Below are 25,972 nucleotides of genomic sequence, written 5' to 3'. Positions count from 1 at the left end.
ATACGTCCGAGACGGGTGGCCCGTCGGGTCGGCGCGGGCGTTACCGGCCGGCGCCGGCGGCGGTGACGACGGCGTTGGGCCAGGTGACCGCGCTGGTCCCGTCGTCGGTGACGGTGAGGATCTCGACCCCGTCGGCGGTCACGGCCACGGTGTGTTCGAACTGCGCACTGATCAGGCCATCGATCGTCACCTCGGTCCAGCCGTCGTCCCACGACACGAGGTCTTCGCGGCCGGCGGTGAGCATCGGCTCGACGGTGAAGGTCATGCCGGGCACCAGCTTGGCGGTGGCCGAGGGGTGGGCGGTGTGGTGGATGTGGGGGGCGGCGTGGAACACCGTGCCGATGCCGTGGCCGCCGTACATGGTGACGACGCCGTAGCCGCGTGGGCGGGCCACCGCCTCGACCGCCCGGCCGATCTCGTTGATCGTGCGGCCCGGCTGCGCGGCGGCGATCCCGGCCAGCGTGGCCTCGCAGGTCGCGGCGACGAGCGCGTCGGCGGCCGGGTTGATGGTGCCGACGGCGAACGTGGCCGACGTGTCGCCGTGGTAGCCGTCGACGAACGCAGTGATGTCGATGTTGACGATGTCGCCGTCGGCGAGCGGCCGTGAGTCGGGGATGCCGTGGCACGCCACCTCGTTCACGGAGATGCACGAGGCGTGGGCGAAGCCGCGGTAGCCCAGGGTGCTCGGGTAGGCGCCCTGTCGCACGTAGCTGTCGTGGGCGATGTCGTTCAGCTCGGCGGTCGTCACCCCGGGTCGGACCTCGGCGCCGGCGTCGAGCAACACCTGGGCCGCCACGCGGCCGGCGTGTCGCATGGCTTCGAGACCGGCGGCGTCGAACACCTGCCGGCCGGACGGCCCGGTGGGATGCCCTCCGGTGGCGAGGTACGGGGGCCGGGCGATCGACTCGGGCACCGACCGGAGCGCGGCGGGCACCCCGCGCCGTACCGGAGGTCGTTGCAGGGCGCTGCGGTCGCCGTGGCAGCGCTTGAGCTTCTCGCCACTCGCGCACCAGCACGGGTCGTTGGCGCGGAGGCGCTTCACGACGCGCTCCGGCGCGGGTTGCGGTCGCGCCAGGCGATGATCTCGGGACGCAGCCAGAGAGCGATGCGACGTCGCCCGAGGTCGATCACCGGCCGCGGCAGGTCGGCATAGCGACGGAGATAGGCGAACACACTGCCGGAGTGCGAGAGGCCCAGCAGCCCCGCCACTTCGTGCGCGTCGCAGAGATCGTCGGTGTTCACCATCGGGCACATGGACGATGACTCTAGCTACCGACGTCGGCAACTACCGACAAATGCCGACGATGTTGCGTCAGCGGGGTTCGCGTGGGAGGCCGAGGACGCGTTCGCCGAGGATGTTGCGCATGACGTTGGAGGTGCCGCCCATGATGGTGTAGCCCGGCGTGTAGAGCAGGCCGTGGGCGATGTCGCTCCACAGCGTCGCGTCGGCGCCGTAGGCGCGGGCGACGAACTCGGCGACGCGTTGCTCGTGTTCGGTGCAGAAGCACTTTGTCGCCGCGGAGAAGCCGGCCGGTGCCTGCTTGAGGACCTCGCGGGCGACGAGGATCCGGCCGATCCGATACGCGGTCTCTATCGCGGCGATCTCCTGCCGGATCAGCGGGTCGGTGCGATCGACCCGTTCGAGGGCCAGTTGGTAGAGGGCGTAGTTCGACACCAGCCGGTCGATGCCGCCGCGTTCGTGCTCCAGCTGCCGCATCGTCTGTTTGAACGCGTTGCCCTCGACCCCGACGAGGTTGGCCACCGGGACCCGTACGTCGGTGAAGAACACCTCGCAGAAATGCCGGTTGGTGGTCATGTCGGTGATCGGGCGGACCTCGATCCCCGGCGTCGACATCGGCACGATGATCTCGCTGATCCCCGCGTGCGGGGGACCGTCGCTGGCGGTGCGGCAGATCAGGTAGCAGTAGTCGGCCACGGCACCGAAACTCGTCCAGATCTTCTGGCCGTTGATCACCCAGTCATCACCGTCACGGCGGGCCGACGTCTTGAGACTGGCCAGATCGCTGCCCGCCTCCGGCTCGGACATGCCGATGCACCACGTCGACGAACCATCCAAGATCCCCGGGAGGAACTCGGCCTGTTGATCGGGCCGACCGAACGCGATCAACGTCGGACCCATCTGCCGGTCGGCGAACCACATCGCCGCTACCGGCGCGCCGACCGAGATCAACTCCTCGGCGATGATCAACCGGTCGATCGCCGGACGGCCACCACCACCGAACTCGGTCGGCCACGTCAGACCGATCCAGCCCCGCCCGGCCAGCTCCTTGGCGAACTCGGCCGAGTAGCCATTGATCCACGAATCGTTGAACCGGCCGAACCGCGCCACCGCATCACGAGCCACGGCCCGCGCCTCCTCACGAAGCGCGATCTGATCATCGGTCCAGGCGAAATCCACGGATTCGACACTACGCCCCGGTGCCGCGGCCGCCCCAGGCCGGGACGGGGACTTCTTCGGTTGGCGCCACGGCCCGTAGCCTGCGAGGCGTGCCGGATTCGACGATCATCTACACCCACACCGACGAGGCGCCCCTCCTCGCCACGTATTCGTTCCTGCCCATCGTCCAGGCGTACGCCGGGGTGGCCGGGGTTCCCGTGGAGTCCCGCGACATCTCCCTGGCCGGACGCATCCTGGCCTCGTTCCCGGAGCGCATCAGTGCCGAGCAGGGCGGGACCGACGCGCTGGCCGAGCTCGGCGAGCTCGCCACCCAGCCCGAAGCCAACATCATCAAGCTGCCGAACATCTCGGCGTCGATCCCCCAGCTCAAAGCGGCGATCACCGAGCTGCAGAGCCAGGGCTTCGACGTCCCCGACTATCCCGACGACCCGCAGACCGACGACGAGCGTGACATCCGCAGCCGCTACGACAAGGTGAAGGGATCCGCGGTCAATCCGGTGCTCCGCGAGGGCAACTCCGATCGCCGGGCACCACTGTCGGTGAAGCAGTACGCCCGCAAGCATCCCCACTCGATGGGGGCCTGGTCGAGCGACTCGAAGACGAACGTCGCCCACATGACCGCCGACGACTTCCGGTCGAACGAGCAGTCGGTCGTCATCGACGCGGCGGGCACCGTCCGCATCGAGCTGGTCACCGCCGACGGCACGACGACGCTACGGGAGCTCGCCGTCACCGACGGTGAGGTGATCGACGCGACCGTCCTCCGTGTGGCCGCCCTGCGCGAGTTCGTCGACGCCCAGATCGCCCGCGCCAAGGCCGACGACGTGCTGTTCTCGGTTCACCTCAAGGCGACGATGATGAAGGTGTCCGATCCGATCATCTTCGGCCACGTCGTCCGGGCGTTCTTCCCGAAGCTCTTCGAGGAGTTCGGCGACGTGCTCGCCGCCGCCGACATCTCGCCCAACGACGGCCTCGGCGCCCTGCTGACGGCGGCCCGCGAGCTCCCCGAGGGCGAGGCGATCGCCGCCGCCGTCGCCGCCGGCCTCGAAGCCGGACCGCGGCTCGCCATGGTCGACTCCGACCGGGGGATCACCAACCTGCACGTCCCGTCCGACGTCATCGTCGACGCGTCGATGCCGGCGATGATCCGCACGTCGGGCCACATGTGGGGCCCCGACGGCCAGGAGGCCGACACGCTGGCGGTGATCCCCGACAGTTCGTACGCCGGGATCTACCAGGTCGTCATCGACGACTGCCGGGCCAATGGCGCGTTCGATCCGGCCACGATGGGCTCGGTCCCCAACGTCGGCCTGATGGCCCAGGCCGCCGAGGAGTACGGGTCCCACGACAAGACGTTCGAGATCCCGGCCGACGGCGCGGTGCGGGTCGTGGACGAGGCCGGCACCACGCTGCTCGAGCACGAGGTCGCCGCGGGCGACATCTGGCGCATGTGCCAGACCAAGGACGTGGCGATCCGCGACTGGGTCAAGCTCGCCGTGACCCGCGCCCGGGCCACTGGCACGCCGGCGGTGTTCTGGCTGGACGCCGAGCGGGCTCACGACACCACCCTCGCCGCCAAGGTGGAGACGTACCTCGCCGACCACGACACCAGCGGCCTCGACATCAAGGTGCTCCCACCGGTCGAGGCGATCGCCCTGTCGCTCGAGCGCATCCGCCGCGGCGAGGACACGATCTCGGTCACGGGCAACGTGTTGCGCGACTACCTCACCGACCTGTTCCCCATCATGGAGCTCGGCACGTCCGCCAAGATGCTCTCGATCGTCCCGCTGCTCAACGGCGGCGGCCTGTTCGAGACGGGCGCCGGCGGCTCGGCCCCCAAGCACGTCCAGCAGCTCGTCAAGGAGAACTACCTCCGCTGGGACAGCCTCGGCGAGTTCCTGGCCCTGGCCGCCAGCTTCGAGCACTTCGCCGGCTTCACGGGCAACGCCCGGGCTCAGGTGTTGGCGGACACGCTCGACCGGGCGACGGGGACGTTCCTCGACGAGAACAAGTCGCCGGCCCGCCGTGTCGGCCAGATCGACAACCGCGGCAGCCACTTCTACCTCGCCCTGTTCTGGGCCGAGGAGCTGGCCAAGCAGTCCGACGACGCCGAATTGGCGGCGACGTTCGCACCCCTCGCCGCCACCCTGCGCGAGCAGGAGGCGACGATCGCCGACGAACTGCTCGCCGTGCAGGGCCAGCCGGCCGATCTGGGCGGGTACTACCGTCCCGATCCGGCCAAGACGGAGGCGGTCATGCGCCCGTCGGCGACGTTCAACGCGGCGATCGACTCGCTGAGCTCCTGACCACCCGAGTGTGGGAGGCCCACCACCGGGGCCTCCCACACTCCGGTGCAGTTGAACACTCGGATGGGTCGGGGTCAGCCGCCCGCGATGTCGGCCTAGAACCGGCCGATAAGGTCCGCACGTCGGCGGCGGCGCCGGCGAACACGGACGGTGGAGGCTTGCTCGGTGGAATCGGCGAGGAGACAGACGGTGAGTGGACGGACGAGACGACGGCTCGGGCTGTGGGTGCCGACGGTCGGGCTGCTGCTGGCGGCATCGGTGGTGGCGGCGACGGCCGTGCAGAACGTCGGGGCGGCGACGCCCGCGACGACATTGCCTCCGCCGACGGTCCCGGGGCAGTCGTCGGCCCCGACGACGCTCGCTTCACCTGCCGTGTTCGAGTTCGAGGAGCTCTCGGTGCCTCGCGGCATCCCGATCGAGGTCGGCGGTGGACCGCAGTTCCAGGCCTTCGCCATGCTGGCCCCGACCGCCAAGCATCCCTGGGTGATGGCCGGCGACTACCGCAGCAATCCCGGCGCCAACTCCCAGGTGGTCGTCTACACGGCGCCCGCCAACTCGCCGCAGTCGTGGTCGATCACCGCCTTCAGCGGCGAGGAGCACCCGATGTCGGTGCGTGCCGCCGTCACCCTGCCCGACGGCACGGCCCTCGTCCTCGGATCGTCCGACACCGCCGGAGGCCCCGTACCCAACGTCTGGACGTTCGACGGCGAGACGCTCTCGGCGCCCGCGGTCGTCGGTCCGCCCGACCAGCTCGGTCGGTTCACGCTCGCCACAGCGGCGCCCGACGGCACCGTGTACGCACTCGTCGAGCGGTACCTGGCGGGTGAGCCGACACAAGCCGAGATCGCCAAGCGCGCCCCCGACGGCACATGGACGCTCACGCCGTTCCCGATCGACGCCCGCAACCTGGAGGCCGGGGGAATGGCCGTCAACGGCGCCACCGTCGTCATCACCGCGGGCGGCATCCCCGCCGACAGCGTCGATCAGCGCCTCCAAGCATCGGTCTACACGTCGACCGACGGGGGAGCGACGTTCACCCGTGCCGATACGTCATCGCTGGTGTCTCCGGCGCTCAGCACCCGCCTCGGCGACGTCGTCGCCGGCCCCGGCGGGTTCTATGCCGCCGCCTGCCTGGCGGGCAGCGGAGGGCAGCGGTCGGCCGCGGTCCATTCCACCGACGGCGCGACGTGGAGCGAGGTGCCGTTCGCCGGTTGGGAGCCGTTGTTCCCGATCTACTCGGGCGGCTGTGCCGACATCGCCGTCGACGCCGACGGGGGGATCTGGCTGGCCGCCGCGCAGACCTACCTGACCGTCGTCTACCGGATCCACGACGGCGAGGTCGACCGCCTCACCTATTTCGACGTCCAGGGCGAGCAAGCCCCCATCAGCACGGACGGGGCGCAGAGCCTGCGGTTCGCGATCGACGACGGCCGGCTCGCCATCGCAGTCCCGCAATCGGGCGGCCCGTTCACGGGCACGGTGTCGCTCGACGCGACCGCCGCCCTCGACGACCCGCCCCCGTTGTCCGAGCTGGGGATGGCGCCGACGAGCCACGAGGTCGTCGATGAGCTGCGGGTCATCAACGACCTCGGCAACGTCGTCGGCGTCTCCACCTATCCGCACATCTCGCACGAGGGGGAGTCGGTGAACTACCAGCCTCGGCTCTGGCCGTACGTCATCGGTCCCGATGGCGTCGGCCAGCCCGCACCCGATGCCACGCCGGTCGACACGGTGGGCGGGGCCGGCGTCGACGGCGTCGTGGCCCTTGCCGACAGCGAGGTCGCCCTCACCACGATCTCCGAGACCGGGTCGGACGACTACGCCGGAACCATCGGCGAGATCGCCGTGTCGACGAGGCCGCGGGGCGGCACGTGGTCACCGCTCGCCGTGGTCGTCGGCGGCCGCGGCGGGCAGTACGTCAACGACGTGGTGATCGTCGGCGGCCAGGTGGTCGGCGTCGGCGGTGAGCGGATCACCGACCAGGCCACGTCGGCCGACGCCGGCACGGCCCTCGTCGTCATCGGCGACGGGACGGCGTTCGAACGCGTCGACATCCCCGTGTCGACGTACGCGGAGGGACTGTCGGTCTGCGCCCTCTCGGCCACGACGGCGCTCGTGCTCGGCTACGACTGGGCCAACGAGCGGGCGTTCACGGCAACGGTCGATGTGACCACCCGGACGGCCACCGTGGTGCCGTCGGTCATCGAGCCGGCGTCGGCGATCCCCAACCGCTGCGTGGCCGCCCAGGGCGGAGCGCTCGTGGAGGCCCTCACCGACGCCGGGGCCCAGCTGTACTCCACCCGCGACGGCACCTCGTTCTCGCCGCTCGACATCCTCAATGCCGACGACTTCGTGCTCAACACCCGGGCCAGCGCCTACGGGGTCGCCATCGTCGGTGTCACCGGCCCGTCGGACGAGGACGCCTTCGTGCTGTTCGGCCGCGACCTGCAGTCGCTCCAGCGCGTCGAGATCCCGTCGTTCGTCGGGATCGGCCTCCAGGAGGTCACCGACGTGGTGATCGACGACGGGATCCTCTACGCCATCGGCACGATCAACCGGTCGCCCGTCGTCTGGCCGATCACGTATTCGTAGGCCAGACGACGGGCTGACGAGCGCTCCTCAGCCGCCGGCCATGAAGCCGCTGTCGCAGCCGTAGACCAACCACGTCGCGGCGCCGTCGTCGACGCGGATCCACGCCTGGAGCCCGCTCGGATCCACACCCAACCAGCCGGCCGCGCCGGGCAGGTACTCGCCAGGGCCGGGCGACAGCATCATGCCGGCCGGGGCGCAGCGGCCCGACGGGTCGGCCTGGCTGGCGGCGATCGCCATGATGTGGTTGGTGAGCACACGGGCCTGCTCGTTGTTGTCGACGATCAGGTAGTCCGGTTCGTCGTGGACGATGTTGGCGGTTCCGGCGTCGCGCACCGCCTGCGCCGACTGGCCGTAGTAGATGCAGAGGAGGTTCACCCAGACCTCGCCGGGGTTGGCCGGGTCGATGCCGACGCGACCGGCCCAGAGTCCGTCGGGGATGCGATCACCGATCTGCCCCGAGCCGCCGCATCCGCTGCCCCGCACGGGTTCGGCGCCGAGCTGGGGCACGTTCCAGAACTCGCCGTACGGCCAGAACGACTGGATGCCGTCTCCGGGCTGAGCCGGCGGCAGGTTGCCCGACGAGGTCCCGTGGCCGGGCGTCGCCGCCGAATCGCCGAGCGGGACGCAGTCCCACGCGATCGTCACGACCTCGCCGTCAGCGATCTCCACCCATGCCTGGAAGACCGAGTGGTCGAGGCCGTCGATGTAGGGGCCGGCGACACACGCTCCGTTGGCGTCGGTCGTGTAGTCGTAGAGCTCCATGGTCGCCGCCGCCGGCGCCTGGCGCAGGCGCGTGTTGTTGTTGACGACGAGGTAGTTCGGGTCGTCGTTGATGATCGTCGCCGTGCCGTCGGCCAGGATTCCGGCGGCGAGTTCGGGCAGGAACACGCAGACCAGGTCGTCTGCACGACACCGCCGCCGATCTCGGGCACGATCGCAGCCCACGTGCCGTCGGGGATCGTGTCTCCGATCTGGCCGTTGGCGCCGCAGCCGCTGCCGCGGACCGGCTCGAGGCCCCATTGCGGGACGTCACGGAACTCGCCGATGCGGTCGGGCAGCGGAATCCATTCGTCGCCGTCGCTGAGCGGCCCGGTGATCGGGTTGTTCGACACGGGGCGGATGGTGTGCACCGCCGCCGAGATGACCGTCTCGTCGGTCGGCGTGATGCTCGCCGCGTCGACGATCACGGTGTAGTTCGTGCCGTGGTCGGCGACCACCGTGTGCCGGGTGAACTCGTGGCAGCCGACGGTGTCGTGCTGCTCGCCGGAGAGCACACCGTTGTCGAACGCGACCTGCGGGCGGAATGCGGCCGGGTCACAGTCGACACCGAAGTCGCCGTAGAACGACTCGACGACATCGGGATGCGGCGACACCGGAAACGCCTGAGCGACGAGCCAGGTGCTCGGCCAGTCGGCGGCACCCTGCGGGTGGGCGCTGATCGTCGGGTACGTCCCGATGGGGACCACCTCGTAGAAACCGCCGTAGTACGTCGGCGCGGTGTCGATCACCCAATCGGCCGGCAGGTCGATCGAGATCGTGCCGGTGTCGTCGGTGACCGTCGTCAGCCCGCTGGTCTGGGTGACGGCCTCCGTGGCGGGCTGAGCGGCCGCGGCCGGGCCGGTCAGTGTCGCTCCCGCCGCGATGATTGTGGCGACGGCAACCGACAGCGGGGTGCCGACTCGGAACGTTCGCATCGTGATTCCTCCTCAGGACGTGCGCAGACCACCACGCCACCGTGGGCTCTCCGACGCCGACCCCGGCCCCGGAGTTCCCCCCGTCCCAACACTGTCACCCAACCGCAACCTCCCCCGACAAAGACGCGACCCCGGGCGGCGTCGCGCGCGGGCCTTGGATGCGGTCAGCCCCCGTAGGGTCCGCGGCCTCCGTCGGGGGGGTGCTCGAGGGGGGATTCCCCCCTCGATGCGGCGATCAGCGCAGCTTGCTGCGCCGCCGCCTCTTTCAATTCTTCGGAGCGAGCGAAGCGAGCACGAACAAACTCGCCGCAGGCGAGCGAGGAGCGCAGCGACGAAGCGAGCCGAGGACGACTATCTGTCGCCCAGCTTCACGTAGTCGCGCTCGCCGGCGCCGGTGTACCACTGGCGGGGGCGGGAGATCTTCTGATCCGAGTCGTTGAGCATCTCGTCCCAATGGGCCAGCCAGCCGACGGTGCGCGGGATGGCGAAGAGCACCGTGAACATGTCGACCGGGAACCCGAGGGCCTGATAGATGAGGCCGGAGTAGAAGTCGACGTTCGGGTAGAGCTTGCGGTCCACGAAGTACGGGTCGCTGAGGGCGACCTCCTCGAGCTTGAGGGCGATGTCGAGCAGGGGGTTCTTGCCGGTCACCTCGAAGACGGCGTCGGCCGTCTGCTTGACGATGCGGGCTCGCGGGTCGTAGTTCTTGTAGACGCGGTGGCCGAAGCCCATCAGCTTGCCCTTACCGGACTTGACGTCCTCGATGAAGGCGTCGACGTTGTCGAACGATCCGATGTCGGTGAGCATGCGGACGACCGCTTCGTTGGCGCCGCCATGCAGCGGGCCGTAGAGGGCCGAAGCCGCGGAGGCGGCGGCCGAGTAGGGGTCGGCTTGGCTCGAGCCGACCACTCGCATCGCCGTGGTGCCGCAGTTCTGCTCGTGATCGGCGTGGAGGATGAACAGGACATCCATCGCCCGCTCGATCGTGGGATGGACCTCGTATTCGCCGACCTTCCACATCATCGTCAGGAAGTTGGCCGGGTACGACAGCTCGTTGTCGGGGAGAAAGAAGGGGAGCCCGACGGAGAAGCGATAGCACATCGCCGCCAGCGTGGGCGTCTTGGCGATGAGACGGAGGATCTGCTTGTGGCGCGAGTCGGGGTCGAAGATGTCCTTCGACTCGGGGTAGAACGTGCCGAGGGCGGCGAGGGCGGAGACGAACATGCCCATCGGATGGGCGTCGTAGTGGAATCCGTCGACGAACCGCTTGCGCATGTTCTCGTGGATGAACGTGTGGTGGGTGACGTCGTAGGTCCACTGCTTGAGCTGTCCCTCGTCGGGCAGCTCGCCGTAGAGCAGGAGGTAGGCCACCTCGAGGTACGTGGAGTGCTCGGCCAGCTGCTCGATCGGGTAGCCGCGGTAGCGCAGGATCCCGGCGTCGCCGTCGAGGTAGGTGATCGACGAGCGGCAGGCGGCGGTGGACAGGAACGCCGGGTCGTAGATGAACAGGTTCTTGTCCAGCTCACGCAACGCAGCGGACGAGAACGTTCCGTCGTTGATCGGGACCGTCACCGTCTTGCCGGTGCGGTCGTCGGTGATCGTGATGGTCTCGGGCACTCGTGATCCCTTCAGAAGGCGGCCCGGCTTCATCCGGGACATCGCTCGCGGTCATCGATGGGGCTTCCTCCCCGTCGTCGTCGGACACTACGCCACCACCCCCGCGATTGCCCAGTACGGACTAGTGGTGGGCGGCGGCCCAGGCGGTGGCTTGTGTCACGAGAAGACGCTGCAGGTCGCCCATCACCACGTTGACGTCGACGAGATGCATGCCCCACTCGGGCGTCAGGTCGCCGGGCACGTCATCGGCGCGCGGGCCGGTGTCGGCCACGGGAACGATCTCGAGATAGTTGTGGCCGTTCCACTCGGCGCATCCGGCGACGAGCAGGCCGGGGAGGACCACGTAGGGCGTGTCGATCGTGCCCGCCGCCGGGTCGAGCCAGGCGGCGTCGAGCCCACCCGTTGCCCCGCCGAGATCGTCGGTCGCGTCGCTCGAGCCGGCGGGGAATCGGGAGGTGAGCGGAACGCGACCACCGGCGAGGGCGGCGGGGTTCGTGCACGCCGCCTCGGTGCCCTCGGCGTCGGCGCCGAAGAAGGCGGTCGGCGGCGGCGGGACCGCCGACCGGTACGTCGACCACGTGACGACACAGCCGTACTGATCGTCGGCCCGGCACAGGGGGAGCTGGTCGAAGGTGCCGCCGACGTCGGTGCCGGGCGGCACCTGGACGCTCGTGCCGGCGAGGTAGGCGGCGACGAGCAGGTCGCGGGTTGCTGCGTCGGTGTCGACGTACCGGGCGAGGAGGCGGGTCAGGATGCCGGCGCCCTGCGAGTGGCCGATCAGGATCACTCCCCGGCCGTCGTTGTGGTGCTGCAGGTAGTACTCCCAGGCGGCGACGACGTCCTCGAAGGCGAGTTCGCGGGCCGCGGGGCCGGCCGTGACCGTGCCGGCGAGGGCGGGCAGGGTGACCTGGCGGTAGAGGGAGCGAACACGCGGCAGCCGGTGCCGAGCGGCGCGACCTGATTGGCCGCCACGAACCGCTCCTCGTCGTCGCCGGCGACCAGGTCGCTGTTGGCGCTGGGGTCGCGCGAGATCGTCGGGTAGACGTAGAAGCAGTCGACAGGAGCGCCGGGGTCGGGCGCGAACGGCTCTGGTGTGAGCGTGCCGTCGGCGTCGACGATCGTCGCGTCGAGACCGGTGTCGCAGACGTCGGCGGTGTCGGGGTGACAGACCCAGTGCGCCGGGTCGGCGTAGTCGACACCGTCCGCGGGAGGGGACGACGCCTGCCCCGGCACGGGGATGACGCCGGTCGTCAGGCCGATCAAGCCGGCGATGACGATGCCCCGGGACCACATGACCGCCATCATCGCACCCCGGTGCGGCGGCGACGTCGCTGGGGCCTCTGTGGCTACAAGGGTTCGTTGCCGTGCTTGCGTGGCTGGAGGACCTCGCGCTTGTCGGAGAGGGACTCGAACGCGGCGGCGAGTTCCCGCCGGGTGTCGGCGGGATCGATCACGGCGTCGACGAAGCCGCGCTCGGCGGCGACGTAGGGGTTGAGGAGCCGGCTCGCATAGTCCGCTTCGAACGCCGCCCGCTCCTCCGGCGTGGCCCGACGCTGGAGGATGGCCGCCGCCTGGCCGGCGCCCATGACGGCGAGCTCGGCCCACGGCCAGGCGAGACAGATGTCGTTGCCCATCCGCTTGGAGTCCATCACGATGTAGGCGCCGCCGTAGCTCTTGCGGAGGATCACGCCGACGCGGGGCACCGTCGCCCTGGCGTAGGCGAACACCAACTGGGCGCCGTGGCGGATCATGCCCCGCCACTCGAGGTCCTTGCCGGGATAGAACCCGGGCGTGTCCACGAGCGTGAGGATGCCGAGGTTGAAGGCGTCGCAGAAGGCGACGAACCGAGCGGCCTTTTGCGACGCCGGGATGTCGAGCGTGCCGGCGAGGGCCATCGGCTGATTGGCGACCACGCCGATCGGGCGACCGTCGACGGTGGCGAAGGCGGTCACGACGTTGGGCGCCCAGCGCTCGCGCACCTCGAGCAGGCTGCCGTCGTCGACGATGGCTGCGGCGACCTTGCGGACGTCATAGCTGCCGGTGCTCGTGGGCGGGATGAGGTCGCCGGCTTCGGGACAGGATCGGTCGACGGGATCGTCGGTGGGCCACCGCGGCGGCTCCTGGTCGGCGGTGGACGGCAGGTAGGCCAGGAGCGACAGGATCGCCTCGGTGGCCGCGGCCCGGTCGGGCACCAGGAGACTGGGCACGCCGGTGTAGCGGGCCAGGTTGCCGGCGCCGCCGAGCTCGTCGGTGGACACCTGGACACCGGTGAACTCGGCCACCATCACGGGACCGTTGACGAACGCGTAGCTCGCCTCGGTCATCACGACGAGGTCGGCGACGCCGAGGAGCAACGCCGGTCCCGACACGGCCGGGCCGTCGACGGCGAGGATCGTGGGGACGACTCCCGAGCAGTCGACGAGGGCCTTGGCGAGGCGGCCCCATCCCTGCAGGGCGGCGACGCCCTCGACGATGTCCGACCCGCTCGACGCGATGACGACGACGAGCGGCGCACCCTCGGCGCGGGCGACGGCCGCGGCGTGCTCCACCATCTGGCAGGTGCGCAGCGACAGCGGGATCCCGTTGAACCCCGATGCCGTCGAACCGCCCACCTCGACCCACACGACGGGCCGATCACCGTCGGGGCCATCGGTGTGACGGATCTCGATCTGGACCCGGTCGTCGGCGAACCGTCGCAGGGCGAGGGCGGGAACGGGCATCGGTCCGAAAGGTAGCGGACGTCCCCGGCCGCGCCGCGTTCGGCTCCGCCGCTGGTTTCAACGCATCAGGGGAAAGGCCGCCGAGCCGAGGCGCACCCCGTGCTGCTCGAGGGCGAGGTCGGGGAGACAGGCCCGCAGCACCTCGAACAGCGCCTCGGCGGCGGCACTGGGCGGGGGGCGGCGGTGGTAGGCGAGGGCGACGACGCGGGGTGGGAGCTCGGGCACGCGAATGGTGCGGAACCGGCGGGCCTGGGTCTGCGGCACGGCGGTGGCGGGCACGATCGCCGCGCCGTACCCGTCGACGGCGAGGGTGGCGAGGAGTCGGACCCCGTCGATCTCGGCCTGCGCCTTCAGCTGCACGCCCACCGACCGGGCCGCCCGGTCGAGGACCCGACGGAGGGCGGCGCCCGGCGGTGGGATCAGCAGGCGGTGATCGGCGAGGTCGGCGAGGCCGATCTCGTCGCGCTCGCCGAGCGGGTGCTCGGGACCGGTGAGCAGCATCAGCTCCTCGGCGAAGAGCGGCTCGATCGTGAGCTCCGGAGCGTCGACGGGCAGGTGGAGGATCGCCGCGCTGTACTGGCCCGACAGGAGCGCGGGTATGAGGACCGACGTGCTGCCCTCGGCGACGATCGGATGGACATCGGGGTACGTGACGGCGGCCTCGGCCAGGAGGCGGGGGAGGAGCCAGCGGGCGGTGGTGCCGAGCATGCCGAGGCGTACGTCACCGACCACACTGCCGTCGTACTGGGCGAGGTCGGAGGTGATGTCGTCGAGCTCGCGCAGCACCCGGCGGGCACGCTCGACGACGCGGACGCCGGCATCGGTGAGCCCGCCGTTGACCCGGTCGACGAGGGTGGCCGACAGTTCCTTCTCGAGGCGGGCGACGTGACTGGAGACGTTCGACTGGACCGTGAACAGCGCCTTGGCGGCGGCCGAGAAGGTGCCGTGATCGGCGATGGCCACGAGTGCCGTCAGCTGGCGGACGTCCATCGCACCTCGTTCGTCCTGGCATGCGTCGCTGGATGTCCTGCCACCGCCGCCGCGGGGTTCGCCGTCGCCATCTGAAAAAACGATAGCGGGCATCGGAAACTTCTGCTTGCCAGATCGAGAAGCTTGTGCGTAGACTCACAAGTACAAATTCGAAGCGATACACCCCCCCATGTACCGCTCGATAGAACCCACCATGTCGACCCCCCATCGACAAGGGTTCAGGTTGAGAGCCGCTGCTTCCCCCAAGCAGCGGCTTTCCCGTTTTCCGGATCGCTCGATCCGGTCCCCCTGACAGCTCGTGCACGCGTTCACGAGCGCTGAGGATCCGTCCTCAGGGCAGCTGGTGGAGGACGAGGGGGTAGGCGGCCGAGGCGCCGGCGTCGTGCAGCAACGCCGACGCAACCGTCGCCGTCCAGCCGGAGCGGTACGTGTCATCCACGAGCAGCGCCGGGCCCGCCGGCAGGCGGACGCCGTCGGCCAGGCGGAGCGATCCGACGAGCGCGGCGGCCCTGGCCGCCGACGCGACGTCGGTCGGCGGCGGTGGCCCGGTCGCCTCGAGAGCGTCGATCAGGGGCAGCTTGCCCACGGTGGCGATGTGGTCGGCCAACGACCGGACGAGTTGGGGGTGACGCCGCGACGGCATCGGAACGACACACACCGGACGCTTCCAGTGCTTCGACCAGCGCGACAGCACGGTGACCACCCCTGCGGCGAGTTCGTCGCTGACCGGGGCATCGGGGGCGTTCGGGTGGGGGAGCGACGCACCCCAGGCGGCGTCGTCGGCGAACGCGAGCGCCCGCCCGACCCCACTGCCGGCGATCTTGCCCTTGCGGCCGGGAACGCCCGCCGGCCACAGCTTGCGCGGTTCGATCACCACGTCGACGCCGCGTAGATACTGCATGGCGTTCGTCGCGGCCGTGCCCGTCGGCGTCGCGCCGGGGTGGGGCAGCTCGCCGGTGCACACCGAGCAGCGGCCACACGGCTGCGGGTCGGGGTCGTCGAGCGCTTGCTGTAGGAACTGCATGAGGCAGCCCTGGCCCGATGCGTAGCGCCGCATCAGGTCGGCCTCGGCCGCCCGCACCCGGCGCAGGGCCGACCACTTCGCCTCGTCGTAGACCCACTCTGCCCCGGTACGGACCCAACCGCCGGTCTCCCGCTCGACGACCCCGTCGACGGCGAGGATCTTGAGCAGGGCCTCGAGCCGGCCGCGTCGGAGTTTGGTCTCGGCCTCGATCGCCGGCAGCGTGGCTGCCCCGCCGTCCAACGCGGCGAGGATCGCCGTCACGGCATCGGGCTCGGGCATTCCGGCGGTGGCGAAGTACTCCCAGATGCGCTCGTCGCCGGCCGATGGCAGGAGGACGGCGATCGCGTCGTCGAGGGCGCGGCCGGCGCGGCCGACCTGCTGGTAGTAGGCCACCGGCGACGCCGGCGATCCGAGGTGGATGCAGAAGGCGAGGTCGGGCTTGTCGTAGCCCATGCCGAGTGCTGAGGTGGCGACGAGGGCCTTGAGTTGGTTGCGCTTCAGGCGCTCCTCCAGCTCCTCGCGCTCGTCGGTGCCCACCACCGACGAGTAGGCAGCGACGTCGAAGCCGGCGTCGGCGAGCATGCCGGCGACCCGATCCGTCTCGGCCACCGTGAGCACGTAGATGATGCCCGAGCCCGGCAGTTCCCCGAGGGCGTCGGCCACCCAGGCATAGCGCTGGACCGCATCGAGGCGGGGGACGACGGCGAGGCGCAGCGACGAGCGGGCGAGCGAGCCGCGCAGCGTGACCGTGCCGTCGCCGAGTTGGGCGGCGACGTCGGCGGTGACCCGCTGATTCGCCGTCGCCGTGGTGGCGAGGACCGGTGTGTCGGGCGCCAGCGCCATCAGCGTCCGGGTGAGGCGCTGGTAGTCGGGGCGGAAGTCGAATCCCCAGTCCGACACGCAGTGGGCCTCGTCGATCACGAGCAACCCGCACGAGGACAGCAGGGCCGGGAGCTGGGCGGCGAACCGCGGGTTGCCGAGTCGTTCCGGCGAGATCAACAGCACGTCGACGGCGTTGCCACGAACGGCGTCGAGGACCTCCCCCCACTCGTCGACATTGGTGGAGTTGACCGTCGCGGCCCGAAGCCCGGCCCGGGCGGCGGCGGCGATCTGGTCGCGCATCAGGGCCAAGAGCGGCGACACCACGAGCGTGCAACCGGCCCCGTCGGCCCGCAACGCCGACGTGGCCGCCCAGTAGACGGCCGACTTGCCCCAACCGGTGGCCTGCACCACGAGGACCCGGCGGCGCTCGGCGACCAGCGCCTGCACCGCGGCCCGCTGGTCGTCGCGGGGGACGGCTCCGTCGCCAGCGAGTTGGGCGATCACACGGTCGAGGTGCTCGTCGGCGAGGGCGAGGGCGCTCATCCGCCCACCCTACGGTCGCCCACCGCCGACCCGATGGTCGCCCACCGCCGACCCGATGGTCGCCCACCGCCGACCCGATGGTCGCCCACCGCCGACCCGATGGTCGCCCACCGGATGGTCACCTACGACTCCGGAGAACGCCGCCGCGAAGCATCGTATGATCCGCGCATGTCCGGTGCCGCCGCCTTCTTCGACCTGGATCGCACGCTGCTGGCGGGGGCGTCGGGCACCGTCTACTCCGCAGCCATGCGGGAGTCCGGATTCGTCTCGCGGTCGCTACCGGGCGAGAACCTGTTGTACGGGCTCTTCAACCGGATCGGCGAGACATTGCCGTCCATGGCCCTGGCCCGACAAGCAGCCGCCGTGGCCGCGGGGCGCTCCCGCGACAAGATGCGCGCCGCCGGGCTGGCCGCCGCGCCCGGTCTCGTCGCCCTGGTCCAGCCGTTCGCGTGGCCGCTGTTCGACGAGCACCGCGCGGCCGGACGCAAGCTCGTCATGGCCACGACGACGCCGTTCGATCTCGTCGAGCCCCTCGCCGACGCCCTCGGCTTCGACGGGGTGCTGGCCACCCGCTACGGCGTCGGCGCCGACGGGTCGTTCGACGGCACGATCATCGGGCCGTTCGTGTGGGCGACCGGCAAACTCGCCGCGGTGCGCACGTGGGCCGCCGAGAACGGCGTCGACCTCGACGAGAGCTACGCCTACTCCGACAGCGTGTTCGACTCCCCGTTGCTCGGTGCGGTCGGGCACCCCGTCGCCGTCAACCCCGATCCGGCGATGATCGTCATGGCCACGCTGCGACGGTGGCCGATCGTCAACCTCGACGCGCCCCCGGGCGTCGTCAAGATCCCCGTGCTCAACATCGAGTTGCAGCGCCTGGCCGCGCAGTTCGCCCGCCCGGCGTTCATGCCGTACGCCCGGTTCGACATCTCCGGCGTCGAGAACATCCCGGCCGACGGGCCGGCGATCATCGTCGGCAACCACCGCAGCTACTTCGACGTCGCCGCGATGTCGGTGACGATGGCCCGCAGCGGGCGGGCCGTGCGGTTCCTCGGCAAGAAGGAGGTGTTCGACGCTCCGGTGATCGGCCCGATCGCCACGGCGATGGGCGGCATCCGCGTCGACCGGGCGACGGGGTCGAGCGAACCACTGGCGGCGGCGGCCGACGCCCTGGCGGGGGGCGAGCTCGTCGCCATCATGCCGCAGGGAACGATCCCGAGGGGTCCGGCCTTCTTCGATCCGGTGCTGAAGGGGCGCTGGGGGGCCGCCCGGCTCGCCCAGCTGTCCGAGGCCCCGGTGATCCCGGTCGGCCTCTGGGGGACGGAGAAGGTGTGGCCACGGTCGAGTCGGCTCCCCAACGTGCTCAACGTCGCCAACCCCCCGACGGTGACGGTGCGTGTGGGGACGCCCGTGAAGCTCGCCCACAGATCGCTGAAGGCCGACACCGACAAGATCATGCGGGCGATCACCAGGCTGCTGCCGGCCAAGGCCCGTCGGCCGTACACCCCGACCGCCGAGGAGCTTGCCGCGACCTACCCGCCCGGCTACAAGGGCCGGCCCGACGCCGAGCGCGATCGCCGGCCCGGCACCGACTCGTAGACGCTCGTCGCCACCCCGGGGATGTGGCGGGTGTGCGGTGGACCGCGCCCCCGCATGTGGTCAGGCGGCGACGAGTTCGGCATCGAGCTGCAGGATCGACACGACACCGAGCGCGGTCAGCGCGTCGGCCTCGTCCTCGAAGATCTGCGTGTTGGCCTCGAACAGCCGGTGAGCCCGCTCACGGAACGTGTCGAGCGCGGCCCGATCGAGCCGCTCTCCGGTCATCGTGTTCACCCAGAGTGTCAGTGGCTTGCGCATCGTCATCCTCCTTGTTCGTTGTCTCTGACGTGCACTCCCTCTGACGATGTTCCCGAGGCGGACTCATCGGTTCACGCAACCCGGCTAGAACGTCGGTCGATGACGATCTCGATCGGTCCTTCCGGCGTCACCCGCGACGACGTCGTCGCCGTCGCCCGGCACGCCGCCCCGGTCTCGCTGAGCGATGCCGCACGGGGCGCGATCCGACGCAGCGCCGAGCTCATCGACGCCGCGTCCGCGTCACCGACACCGGTGTACGGCGTGTCGACCGGGTTCGGGTCGTTGGCCAACACCGTCATCCCGGCGGACCGCCGCGAGGAGCTGCAGCGAGCCCTCATCCGGTCGCACGCGGCCGGCATGGGCCCGCCCGTCGAGGACGAGGTGGTGCGGGCGATGATGCTGCTGCGGGCCCGGACCCTCGCCATGGGGTACTCGGGCGTCCGCCCCGTCGTCGTCGAGACGATGCTCGCTATGCTCAACGCCGGCGTCGTCCCGCCGGTGTACGAGCACGGGTCGCTCGGCGCCAGCGGCGACCTCGCTCCGCTGGCCCACGTGGCGATGGCGCTGATCGGTGAAGGCGACACGGCGACCGTGACGGCGCTCGCCGCCGCCGGGATCGAACCGATCACGCTGCGGGCCAAGGAGGGCCTCGCGCTCATCAACGGGACCGACGGGATGCTCGGGATGTTGGTGCTCGCCATCGCCGACCTCGACCGGATCCTGCGCACCGCCGACATCGCCGCGGCGATGTCGGTCGAGGCGCTGCTGGGCACCGACCGGGCGTTCGCCGAGGACCTGATGGCGTTGCGTCCGCACCCGGGCCAGACGGCGTCGGCCGCCAACCTCCGCCGCCTCCTCGCCGGCAGCGCGATCGTGGCCAGCCACCGAGTCGGCGACAGCCGCGTCCAGGACGCCTACTCGCTGCGCTGCGCGCCGCAGGTGAACGGCGCGGCCCGCGACGCGGTCGACAACGCTCGCCGGACGGCCGACATCGAGCTGCGGTCGGCGATCGACAACCCGACCGTCCTGCCCGATGGCCGCGTCGAGTCGTGCGGCCACTTCCACGGTGCCCCAGTGGCGTTGGCGTGCGACATCCTCGCCATCGCCTCGGCCGACGTCGGGGCGATCGCCGAGCGGCGCACCGACCGCTTGCTCGACCGCACGCGCTCGCAGGGTCTGCCGCCATTCCTCGTGGACGACGCCGGCGTGAACTCGGGGCTGATGATCGTCCAGTACACGCAGGCGGCGATGGTCGCCGAGAACCGCCGGCTCGCCGTTCCGGCGAGTGTCGACACGATCCCCACGTCGGCGATGCAGGAGGACCATGTGTCGATGGGCTGGGCCGCGGCCCGCAAGTTGCGCCGGTCCGTGGCCAACCTGGCGCGCATCGTGGCGTGCGAGTTGGTCGCCGCGGCACGGGGCGTCGAGATGCGGACCCCGCTGGCGCCGTCGGCGGCGACGGGCGCGGCCGTCGACGCGCTCCGCGAGGCCGGCGTCGGCGGGGCGGGGCCCGATCGTTGGCAGGCCCCGGAGCTCGCAGCCGCCACCGATGCCGTCACGTCCGGCGCCGTGCTCACCGCCGTCGAGGCCGCGATCGGCCCCCTCGCCTGACTCTGCGAAGATCTCGGAGATGTCGTCCGCCCGACCGGTCCGCGCCCCTCGCGGGACGTCGCTCTCGTGCCGCAGCTGGCAGACCGAAGCGCCGTTCCGGATGCTCCAGAACAATCTCGACCCCGAGGTCGCCGAGCGGCCCGACGACCTCGTCGTGTACGGCGGAACCGGCCGTGCGGCGCGGTCGTGGGCGGCGTTCGACGCCATCTGTGACACCCTCTCGACGCTCGCCGACGACGAGACGCTGCTCGTGCAGTCCGGCAAGCCGGTCGGGGTGTTCCGGACGCACGAGTGGGCGCCACGCGTGCTCATCGCCAACTCCAACCTCGTCCCCGACTGGGCCGATTGGACCGAGTTCCGCCGCCTCGAGGCGCTGGGGCTCACGATGTACGGGCAGATGACGGCCGGCTCGTGGATCTACATCGGCACCCAGGGGATCCTCCAGGGCACGTACGAATGCTTCGCCGAGATCGCCCGGCGACGCTTCGGCGGCACGCTGGCCGGCACGATAACGCTGACCGCCGGTCTCGGCGGCATGGGTGGGGCTCAGCCACTGGCGATCACGATGAACGGCGGGGTCGTCCTCTGCGTGGACGTCGCCCCCGAGCACATCCGCCGCCGCCTGGAGACCCGTTACCTCGACGAGATCGCCGGCTCGCTCGACGACGCCGTGGCCCGCTGCCTCGCCGCGCGAGACGACCGGCGGGCCCTGTCGGTCGGCGTCGTCGGCAACGCCGCCGACGTCCTGCCCCGGTTGCTCGACGTCGGGTTCGCCGCCGACATCGTGACCGACCAGACGAGCGCCCACGACCCGCTGAGCTACACCCCGATCGACCTCACGCCGGACGCCGCGGCAGCGATGGCGACGAGCGATCCCGAGGAGTTGGTCCGACGCGCCCGGGCCTCGATGGTCGCCCACTGCGCGGCGATGGTCGGCTTCGCCGACCGCGGCGCCGAGGTGTTCGATTACGGCAACAGCCTGCGGACCGAGGCGCAGCTCGGCGGCTACGACCGGGCCTTCGACTATCCGGGCTTCCTGCCCGCCTACATCCGACCGCTCTTCTGCGAAGGCAAGGGCCCGTTCCGCTGGGTCGCCCTGTCGGGCGATCCGGCCGACATCGCCGTCACCGACGAGGCCGTGCTCGACGAGTTCCCCGACGACGAGCACTTGCACCGCTGGATCCGGCTGGCCGGCGAACACGTCGCGTTCCAGGGACTGCCGGCGCGGATCTGCTGGTTGGGCTACGGCGAGCGGGTCCGTCTCGGCCTGCGGTTCAACGAGCTGGTGCGCACCGGCGCCGTGTCCGCACCCATCGTGATCGGCCGCGACCATCTCGACTCGGGGTCGGTCGCCTCGCCGTACCGCGAGACCGAATCGATGGCCGACGGGTCCGACGCCATCGCCGACTGGCCGCTCCTCAACGCCCTCGTCAACACGGCAAGTGGGGCGACGTGGGTGAGCATCCATCACGGCGGGGGCGTCGGCATCGGGCGCTCGATCCACGCCGGCATGGTGGCGGTGGCCGATGGCACCGACCTCGCCGCCCAGAAGCTCGAGCGCGTGCTCACGTCCGATCCCGGGATGGGCGTCATCCGCCACGTCGATGCCGGCTACGAGCGGGCCGTCGAGGTGGCCAGGGAACGGGGCGTGGTGATCCCGATGCAGCGTCGGCAGGATGCGGGGTCATGAGGATCGAGGGTGACTTCCAGCGCGACGGGGCGGTGTGCGTGCGGGGCGCGTTCGATCCCGGCTTCGTGGCGCTCGCCGCCGAGGCGATCGAGGCCAACCTGGCCGATCTCTCGCCGCATGCCAAGCGGGCCAGCGCGGCCGACGACGGGGCGTTCGTCGAGGACTTCTGTTCGTGGCAGCGCATCGCCCCGATGGAGCGGTTCATCCGCGAGTCGCCGGCGGCCGCGATCGCCGCCGAGCTGATGGGGGCGTCGACCGTCCGGCTCTACCACGACCACGTGCTGGTGAAGGAGCCGGGGACCCGCCAGCCGACGCCGTGGCACCAGGACCAGCCGTACTACAACGTCGACGGACGGCAGAGCGCGTCGATGTGGTTCCCGGTCGATCCCGTGCCGCTCGCCGCGACCTTGCGGTTCGTCGCCGGGTCCCACGTCGGTCCCTGGTACATGCCCCGGTCGTTCCTCGACGGCGAGGCGAAGTGGTTCGCCGAGGGTGAGCTCGCCGAGCTGCCGGCGATCGACGAGTCGCTGCGTTCCCCGGCCACGCAGGCCGCGACAACGGCTCAGTCGGAGCAAGCTCCTCCCTCGCCTTCGCCGCTCGGGCCGATCCTGGCGTGGGAACTGGAACCGGGCGACGCGGTGTTCTTCCACATGCTGACGCTGCACTCGTCGGGCGGATCGGCGACGCGTCGCCGGGTGCTGTCGGTGCGGTTCCTCGGCGACGACATGGTGCACGCACCACGCCCCTGGACGACTTCGCCGCCGTTCCCGGGCCTCGACGACGAGTTGCCGCCGGGCGCCCCGATGGACCACCGGCTGTTCCCGGTGCTGTGGTCGTCGTGACGGTCCGCGAGATCGTCACCGTCGGGCACCCCGTGTTGCGGCAGCGGGCCGACGAGATCGATCCCGCCGACATCAACGGCTCCGAGGTGCAGCGGCTGATCGACGACCTGATCGACACGATGCGGCACGCCAACGGCGCCGGCCTGGCGGCCAACCAGATCGCCGTCCCGTTGCGTGTGGCCACCATCGAGGTGGATCGCAACCCCCGCTATCCGTACAAGCCGCCGATCCCGCTCACCGTCGTGATCAATCCCGTCCTCGAGCCGCTCGACGACGAGACGGTGGCGATCAACGAGGGATGCTTGTCGGTGCCGAACCTGCGGGGCGAGGTCGACCGGCACGTGAACGTTCGGGTGCGGTACCACGATCGCCACGGCGTCGCCCACGACGAGATCAAGCGCGGGCTCACCGCCGGCACGTTCCAGCACGAGTGCGACCACCTCGACGGCACGCTCTTCCTCGACCGCGTCACCGACCCGGCCACGTTCACGACGTGGGAGTCGTTCGAACGGTTCGGGCGCGACGCCTTCGTCGCCCGCATCACCGAGTTCGTCGAACGGGTCGGGTCGTGATCTCCCGAGATAGTGCCAGGCACTATCTCGGGACCTACTGGTGCGAGCAGGCGTGGCTCGGGGCCGATCGAGGCGTCATGGCCGGGGTGCGGTTGTCGGTCGAGGGCGGCGCGCTCACCGCCGTCGAGACCGGCGTCGGTTCGGTACCGCCCGGCGCGACCCGGCTCGCCGGGCTGACCCTGCCCGGCATCGCCAACGCCCACAGCCACGTCTTCCATCGCGCCCTGCGCGGCCGGACGCACGGCGACGGCGGAACGTTCTGGACGTGGCGTGACCGGATGTACGAGGCCGCCGCCGTGCTCGATCCCGACGGGTACGAGGCGCTGGCGACAGCGGTGTTCGCCGAGATGGCACTGGCCGGCTACACCGCCGTCGGCGAGTTCCACTACCTCCACCACGGACCGGGCGGGACGCGGTACACGGACCCCAACGAGATGGGATCGCGGCTCGTGGCCGCGGCAACCCGTGCCGGGCTGCGCCTCACGCTGCTCGACGCCTGCTACCTGCACGGCGGCATCGGCCGACCGCTCGCGCCGGTGCAGCAGCGCTTCTCCGACGGCTCGGTGAACGCCTGGGCCGAGCGGGTGGGTGGGTTGGCCCCGCTGGCCGGGCCGACGGTGACGGTCGGCGCGGCGGTGCATTCGGTGCGGGCCGTCGATCCGGGATCGATCGCCGCCGTCGCCGCGTGGGCCGGCGAGCACGGCGCCGTGCTGCACGCCCATGTGTCCGAGCAGCCGGCGGAGAACGAGGCCTGCGTCGCCGCCCACGGATGCACCCCCGTCGAACTGCTCGACCGCTGCGGCGCCGTGCACGACCGCTTCACCGCGGTGCACGCCACGCACCTGACTGCCGATGACATCGACCGGCTCGGCCGGGCGACGGCGGGGTGCTGCTTCTGCCCGACCACCGAGCGTGACCTCGCCGACGGGATCGGGCCGAGCACCGCGCTGCGTGACGCCGGGGCGCGGCTCTGCATCGGATCGGACAGCCACGCCGTGATCGACCCGTTCGAAGAGGCCAGGGCGATCGAGCTCGACGAACGGCTGGCCGCGTTGCACCGGGGCTCACACCGTCCCGACCAGCTACTCGACGCGGCCACGCGACACGGCTACCGAAGCCTCGGGTGGGCGGGCGGCGAGCTGGTCGTGGGAGCGGTCGCCGACTTCGTCACCGTGGACACCGACAACGTGCGACTCGCCGGGGCCGACGACGTCGCCGCGGCCGTGATCTTCTCGGCGGCCCCGGCCGACGTGCGCCACGTCGTGGTCGACGGTCGGGTGGTGGTCGCCGATGGCCGGCATGTGGCGATCGACGTGGCGGGCGCGCTGGCATCGTCGATCACAGCCGTCTGGGACGTGGCGTGACGTCCACCGTCATCACCGGGATCTCGTCGCTCACGACGAACGACCCGGCCCACGATCGGGGCCGGTCGGGCATCCTCGAGGACGCGTGGATCGTCGTCGACGACGTGTCCGGCCTCGTCATCGACGTCGGCACCGGCCCGGCACCGGAGGCGGACGAGCGTCGGGATGTCGGTGGCCGGGCCGTGATCCCGGGGTTCGTCGACAGCCACACCCACCTCGTGTTCGGGGGCGACCGCTCGGCCGAGTTCGCCGCGAGGATGGCCGGAGCTCCGTACGCCGCGGGCGGGATCGCCACCACGGTGGCGGCCACCACAGCGGCCACCACGGACGACCTGACATGCCGAACACGCGAGCTGTGGCAGCGCGCCCGACGGGGCGGCACGACCACGGTGGAGATCAAGTCGGGCTACGCCCTGGACGCGGCAGGCGAGGAACGGCTCCTTCAGATCGCCGGCGACGTCACCGAGGAGCGGACGTACCTCGGTGCCCACGTCGTGCCGGTGTCGTACGCCGGGCGGACCGACGACTACGTGCACCTGGTGTGCGGGGAGATGCTGCGCCGTTGCGCACCGTACGCCCGCTGGATCGACGCGTTCTGCGAGGTGGGTGCGTTCGACGCCGAGCAGTGCCGGGCCGTGCTCGAGGCCGGGGCGGCAGCCGGTCTCGGCGGGCGCCTCCACGCCAACCAGCTCGGACCCGGGCCTGGTGTGCAGCTGGCGGTGGAGATGGGCTGTGCCTCGGCCGATCACTGCACCTACCTGACCGACGACGACATCGCCGCCCTGGCGTCCGGGACGACGGTCGCCACGTTCCTGCCGGCGACCGACTTCTCCACCCGGCAGCCTTATCCCGACGCCCGCCGGGCGATCGACGCCGGCGTCACCGTCGCCCTGGCGAGCAACTGCAACCCGGGCAGCAGCTTCACGACGTCGATGTCGTTCGTGATCGCTCTCGCCGTCCGCGACCTCCGCATGACGATCGACGAGGCGATCTGGGCGGCCACCGCCGGTGGGGCGGCGGCGCTGCGGAGAACCGACGTCGGCCGGCTCGCGCCCGGGAGTCGCGCCGACGTCGTGGTGCTCGACGCCCCAGCGCCGATCCATCTCGTCTACCGGCCCGGCGAGCCCCTGATCGACACGGTTGTCGTCGCCGGCTCATCCTGACGTTCTGGGCGCGTTGTGAGACGCTGAGCGTCACTGTCCGATCTCGGGACATCGGTGACACATGGATGTCGCGCAGCATCGGTAACACCTGAGGTGGTCTGGGGCGAGGATGCCTCATGGCCGGAGAGGTGCTGTCGATGAAGGTG

Annotated in this window: 19 protein-coding genes and 1 pseudogene; 10 read left to right on the top strand and 10 right to left on the bottom strand. The window is 71.0% G+C overall.

Going from position 1 to position 25,972, the window contains the following annotated elements; translation table 11 throughout:
- Positions 1 to 40: 40 nt before the first annotated feature.
- The 3 genes from map to DN771_RS12525 are packed head-to-tail and all read right to left on the bottom strand — an operon-like array spanning position 41 to position 2,419.
- Positions 41 to 1,042: a type I methionyl aminopeptidase gene (gene map, locus DN771_RS12535; RefSeq protein ID WP_116997778.1), complete on the bottom strand. Its 1,002-nt coding sequence runs from the start codon at positions 1,040 to 1,042 to the stop codon at positions 41 to 43.
- Positions 1,039 to 1,254, bottom strand: a complete 216-nt coding sequence (locus DN771_RS12530; protein ID WP_205528560.1) for a hypothetical protein — start codon at positions 1,252 to 1,254, stop codon at positions 1,039 to 1,041. Before DN771_RS12530 ends, map begins: the two co-directional genes overlap by 4 nt.
- Before the next feature lie 58 nt (positions 1,255 to 1,312).
- Positions 1,313 to 2,419 (bottom strand): acyl-CoA dehydrogenase family protein, encoded by a 1,107-nt coding sequence (locus DN771_RS12525; protein ID WP_116997774.1) that lies wholly within the window; start codon positions 2,417 to 2,419, stop codon positions 1,313 to 1,315.
- 89 nt (positions 2,420 to 2,508) lie between these two features.
- Between DN771_RS12525 and DN771_RS12520 the strand changes: the two genes are divergently transcribed.
- Together DN771_RS12520 and DN771_RS12515 are read left to right on the top strand one after the other, a co-directional pair.
- Positions 2,509 to 4,725: an NADP-dependent isocitrate dehydrogenase gene (locus DN771_RS12520; RefSeq protein WP_116997772.1), complete on the top strand. Its 2,217-nt coding sequence runs from the start codon at positions 2,509 to 2,511 to the stop codon at positions 4,723 to 4,725.
- 189 nt (positions 4,726 to 4,914) lie between these two features.
- Positions 4,915 to 7,317: a beta propeller repeat protein gene (locus DN771_RS12515; protein WP_162941870.1), complete on the top strand. Its 2,403-nt coding sequence runs from the start codon at positions 4,915 to 4,917 to the stop codon at positions 7,315 to 7,317.
- A 27-nt stretch (positions 7,318 to 7,344) separates the two neighbouring features.
- Here DN771_RS12515 and DN771_RS12510 read toward each other — a convergent pair whose 3' ends face one another.
- The gene (locus DN771_RS12510) at positions 7,345 to 8,205 is read right to left on the bottom strand and encodes a hypothetical protein (protein WP_116997767.1); all 861 of its coding nucleotides are present in this window, start codon (positions 8,203 to 8,205) and stop codon (positions 7,345 to 7,347) included.
- 156 nt (positions 8,206 to 8,361) lie between these two features.
- On the opposite strand from DN771_RS12510, the gene DN771_RS29490 reads away from it, so the two are divergent.
- On the top strand, positions 8,362 to 8,511 hold the full coding sequence (locus tag DN771_RS29490; protein ID WP_162941869.1) for a hypothetical protein: 150 nt from the start codon (positions 8,362 to 8,364) through the stop codon (positions 8,509 to 8,511).
- A gap of 851 nt (positions 8,512 to 9,362) precedes the next feature.
- Here DN771_RS29490 and DN771_RS12505 read toward each other — a convergent pair.
- The 5 genes and pseudogenes from DN771_RS12505 to DN771_RS12485 all read right to left on the bottom strand — a co-directional run bounded on the left by DN771_RS12505 (position 9,363) and on the right by DN771_RS12485 (position 16,727).
- On the bottom strand, positions 9,363 to 10,661 hold the full coding sequence (locus DN771_RS12505; protein WP_162941868.1) for a citrate synthase: 1,299 nt from the start codon (positions 10,659 to 10,661) through the stop codon (positions 9,363 to 9,365).
- Positions 10,662 to 10,749: 88 nt separating this feature from the next.
- Positions 10,750 to 11,921, bottom strand: a pseudogene (locus tag DN771_RS12500) (DUF3089 domain-containing protein).
- A gap of 53 nt (positions 11,922 to 11,974) precedes the next feature.
- Positions 11,975 to 13,348: an acyl-CoA carboxylase subunit beta gene (locus tag DN771_RS12495; protein WP_116997763.1), complete on the bottom strand. Its 1,374-nt coding sequence runs from the start codon at positions 13,346 to 13,348 to the stop codon at positions 11,975 to 11,977.
- A 57-nt stretch (positions 13,349 to 13,405) separates the two neighbouring features.
- On the bottom strand, positions 13,406 to 14,338 hold the full coding sequence (locus DN771_RS12490) for a LysR family transcriptional regulator (RefSeq protein ID WP_162941866.1): 933 nt from the start codon (positions 14,336 to 14,338) through the stop codon (positions 13,406 to 13,408).
- 331 nt (positions 14,339 to 14,669) lie between these two features.
- Positions 14,670 to 16,727, bottom strand: a complete 2,058-nt coding sequence (locus DN771_RS12485; protein WP_116997758.1) for a RecQ family ATP-dependent DNA helicase — start codon at positions 16,725 to 16,727, stop codon at positions 14,670 to 14,672.
- A 168-nt stretch (positions 16,728 to 16,895) separates the two neighbouring features.
- Here DN771_RS12485 and DN771_RS12480 point away from each other — a divergent pair, with 168 nt between their 5' ends.
- A complete protein-coding gene (locus tag DN771_RS12480; RefSeq protein WP_116998011.1) occupies positions 16,896 to 18,326 on the top strand; it encodes an HAD-IB family hydrolase in 1,431 nt (476 codons plus the stop codon).
- 60 nt (positions 18,327 to 18,386) lie between these two features.
- On the opposite strand, the gene DN771_RS12475 is transcribed toward DN771_RS12480, so the two are convergent.
- Positions 18,387 to 18,584 carry a hypothetical protein gene (locus DN771_RS12475; RefSeq protein WP_162941865.1) on the bottom strand — a complete coding sequence of 66 codons (198 nt, stop codon included), beginning with the start codon at positions 18,582 to 18,584 and terminating at the stop codon, positions 18,387 to 18,389.
- A gap of 99 nt (positions 18,585 to 18,683) precedes the next feature.
- Between DN771_RS12475 and hutH the strand changes: the two genes are divergently transcribed.
- Genes hutH through hutI form a run of 6 tightly spaced genes read left to right on the top strand, consistent with a single transcriptional unit; the run spans position 18,684 to position 25,826 of the window.
- Positions 18,684 to 20,195, top strand: a complete 1,512-nt coding sequence (hutH, locus tag DN771_RS12470; protein ID WP_116997753.1) for a histidine ammonia-lyase — start codon at positions 18,684 to 18,686, stop codon at positions 20,193 to 20,195.
- Positions 20,196 to 20,214: 19 nt separating this feature from the next.
- The gene (gene hutU, locus DN771_RS12465; RefSeq protein WP_116998010.1) at positions 20,215 to 21,885 is read left to right on the top strand and encodes a urocanate hydratase; all 1,671 of its coding nucleotides are present in this window, start codon (positions 20,215 to 20,217) and stop codon (positions 21,883 to 21,885) included.
- Positions 21,882 to 22,727, top strand: a complete 846-nt coding sequence (locus DN771_RS12460; RefSeq protein WP_116997751.1) for a phytanoyl-CoA dioxygenase family protein — start codon at positions 21,882 to 21,884, stop codon at positions 22,725 to 22,727. The genes hutU and DN771_RS12460 overlap by 4 nt, the downstream gene beginning before the upstream one ends.
- Complete coding sequence (def, locus tag DN771_RS12455) at positions 22,724 to 23,299, top strand: peptide deformylase (RefSeq protein WP_116998009.1); 576 nt, start codon at positions 22,724 to 22,726, stop codon at positions 23,297 to 23,299. The genes DN771_RS12460 and def overlap by 4 nt, the downstream gene beginning before the upstream one ends.
- Entirely contained in the window at positions 23,296 to 24,663 is a 1,368-nt protein-coding gene (locus DN771_RS12450) for a formimidoylglutamate deiminase (RefSeq protein ID WP_227462331.1), read from the top strand. Before def ends, DN771_RS12450 begins: the two co-directional genes overlap by 4 nt.
- Positions 24,660 to 25,826, top strand: a complete 1,167-nt coding sequence (gene hutI, locus DN771_RS12445; RefSeq protein WP_116997746.1) for an imidazolonepropionase — start codon at positions 24,660 to 24,662, stop codon at positions 25,824 to 25,826. Before DN771_RS12450 ends, hutI begins: the two co-directional genes overlap by 4 nt.
- The last annotated feature ends 146 nt before the right edge of the window (positions 25,827 to 25,972 follow it).

Source organism: Desertimonas flava (assembly GCF_003426815.1).
Lineage (GTDB): Bacteria > Actinomycetota > Acidimicrobiia > Acidimicrobiales > Ilumatobacteraceae > Desertimonas > Desertimonas flava.
The sequence above is the reverse complement of the archived record's forward strand: the minus strand, read 5'-3'. Positions and strand labels throughout refer to the sequence as shown.

Excerpts from the sequence above, each read along its gene's own strand:
- DN771_RS12530 (WP_205528560.1), bottom strand. The coding sequence starts at position 1,254 with ATGTGCCCGATGGTGAACACCGACGATCTCTGCGACGCGCACGAAGTG.
- DN771_RS29490 (WP_162941869.1), top strand. The coding sequence starts at position 8,362 with ATGCGGTCGGGCAGCGGAATCCATTCGTCGCCGTCGCTGAGCGGCCCG.
- DN771_RS12505 (WP_162941868.1), bottom strand. The coding sequence starts at position 10,661 with ATGAAGCCGGGCCGCCTTCTGAAGGGATCACGAGTGCCCGAGACCATC.
- DN771_RS12495 (WP_116997763.1), bottom strand. The coding sequence starts at position 13,348 with ATGCCCGTTCCCGCCCTCGCCCTGCGACGGTTCGCCGACGACCGGGTC.
- DN771_RS12490 (WP_162941866.1), bottom strand. The coding sequence starts at position 14,338 with ATGGACGTCCGCCAGCTGACGGCACTCGTGGCCATCGCCGATCACGGC.
- DN771_RS12485 (WP_116997758.1), bottom strand. The coding sequence starts at position 16,727 with ATGAGCGCCCTCGCCCTCGCCGACGAGCACCTCGACCGTGTGATCGCC.
- DN771_RS12480 (WP_116998011.1), top strand. The coding sequence starts at position 16,896 with ATGTCCGGTGCCGCCGCCTTCTTCGACCTGGATCGCACGCTGCTGGCG.
- DN771_RS12475 (WP_162941865.1), bottom strand. The coding sequence starts at position 18,584 with ATGCGCAAGCCACTGACACTCTGGGTGAACACGATGACCGGAGAGCGG.
- hutH (WP_116997753.1), top strand. The coding sequence starts at position 18,684 with ATGACGATCTCGATCGGTCCTTCCGGCGTCACCCGCGACGACGTCGTC.
- hutU (WP_116998010.1), top strand. The coding sequence starts at position 20,215 with ATGTCGTCCGCCCGACCGGTCCGCGCCCCTCGCGGGACGTCGCTCTCG.
- DN771_RS12460 (WP_116997751.1), top strand. The coding sequence starts at position 21,882 with ATGAGGATCGAGGGTGACTTCCAGCGCGACGGGGCGGTGTGCGTGCGG.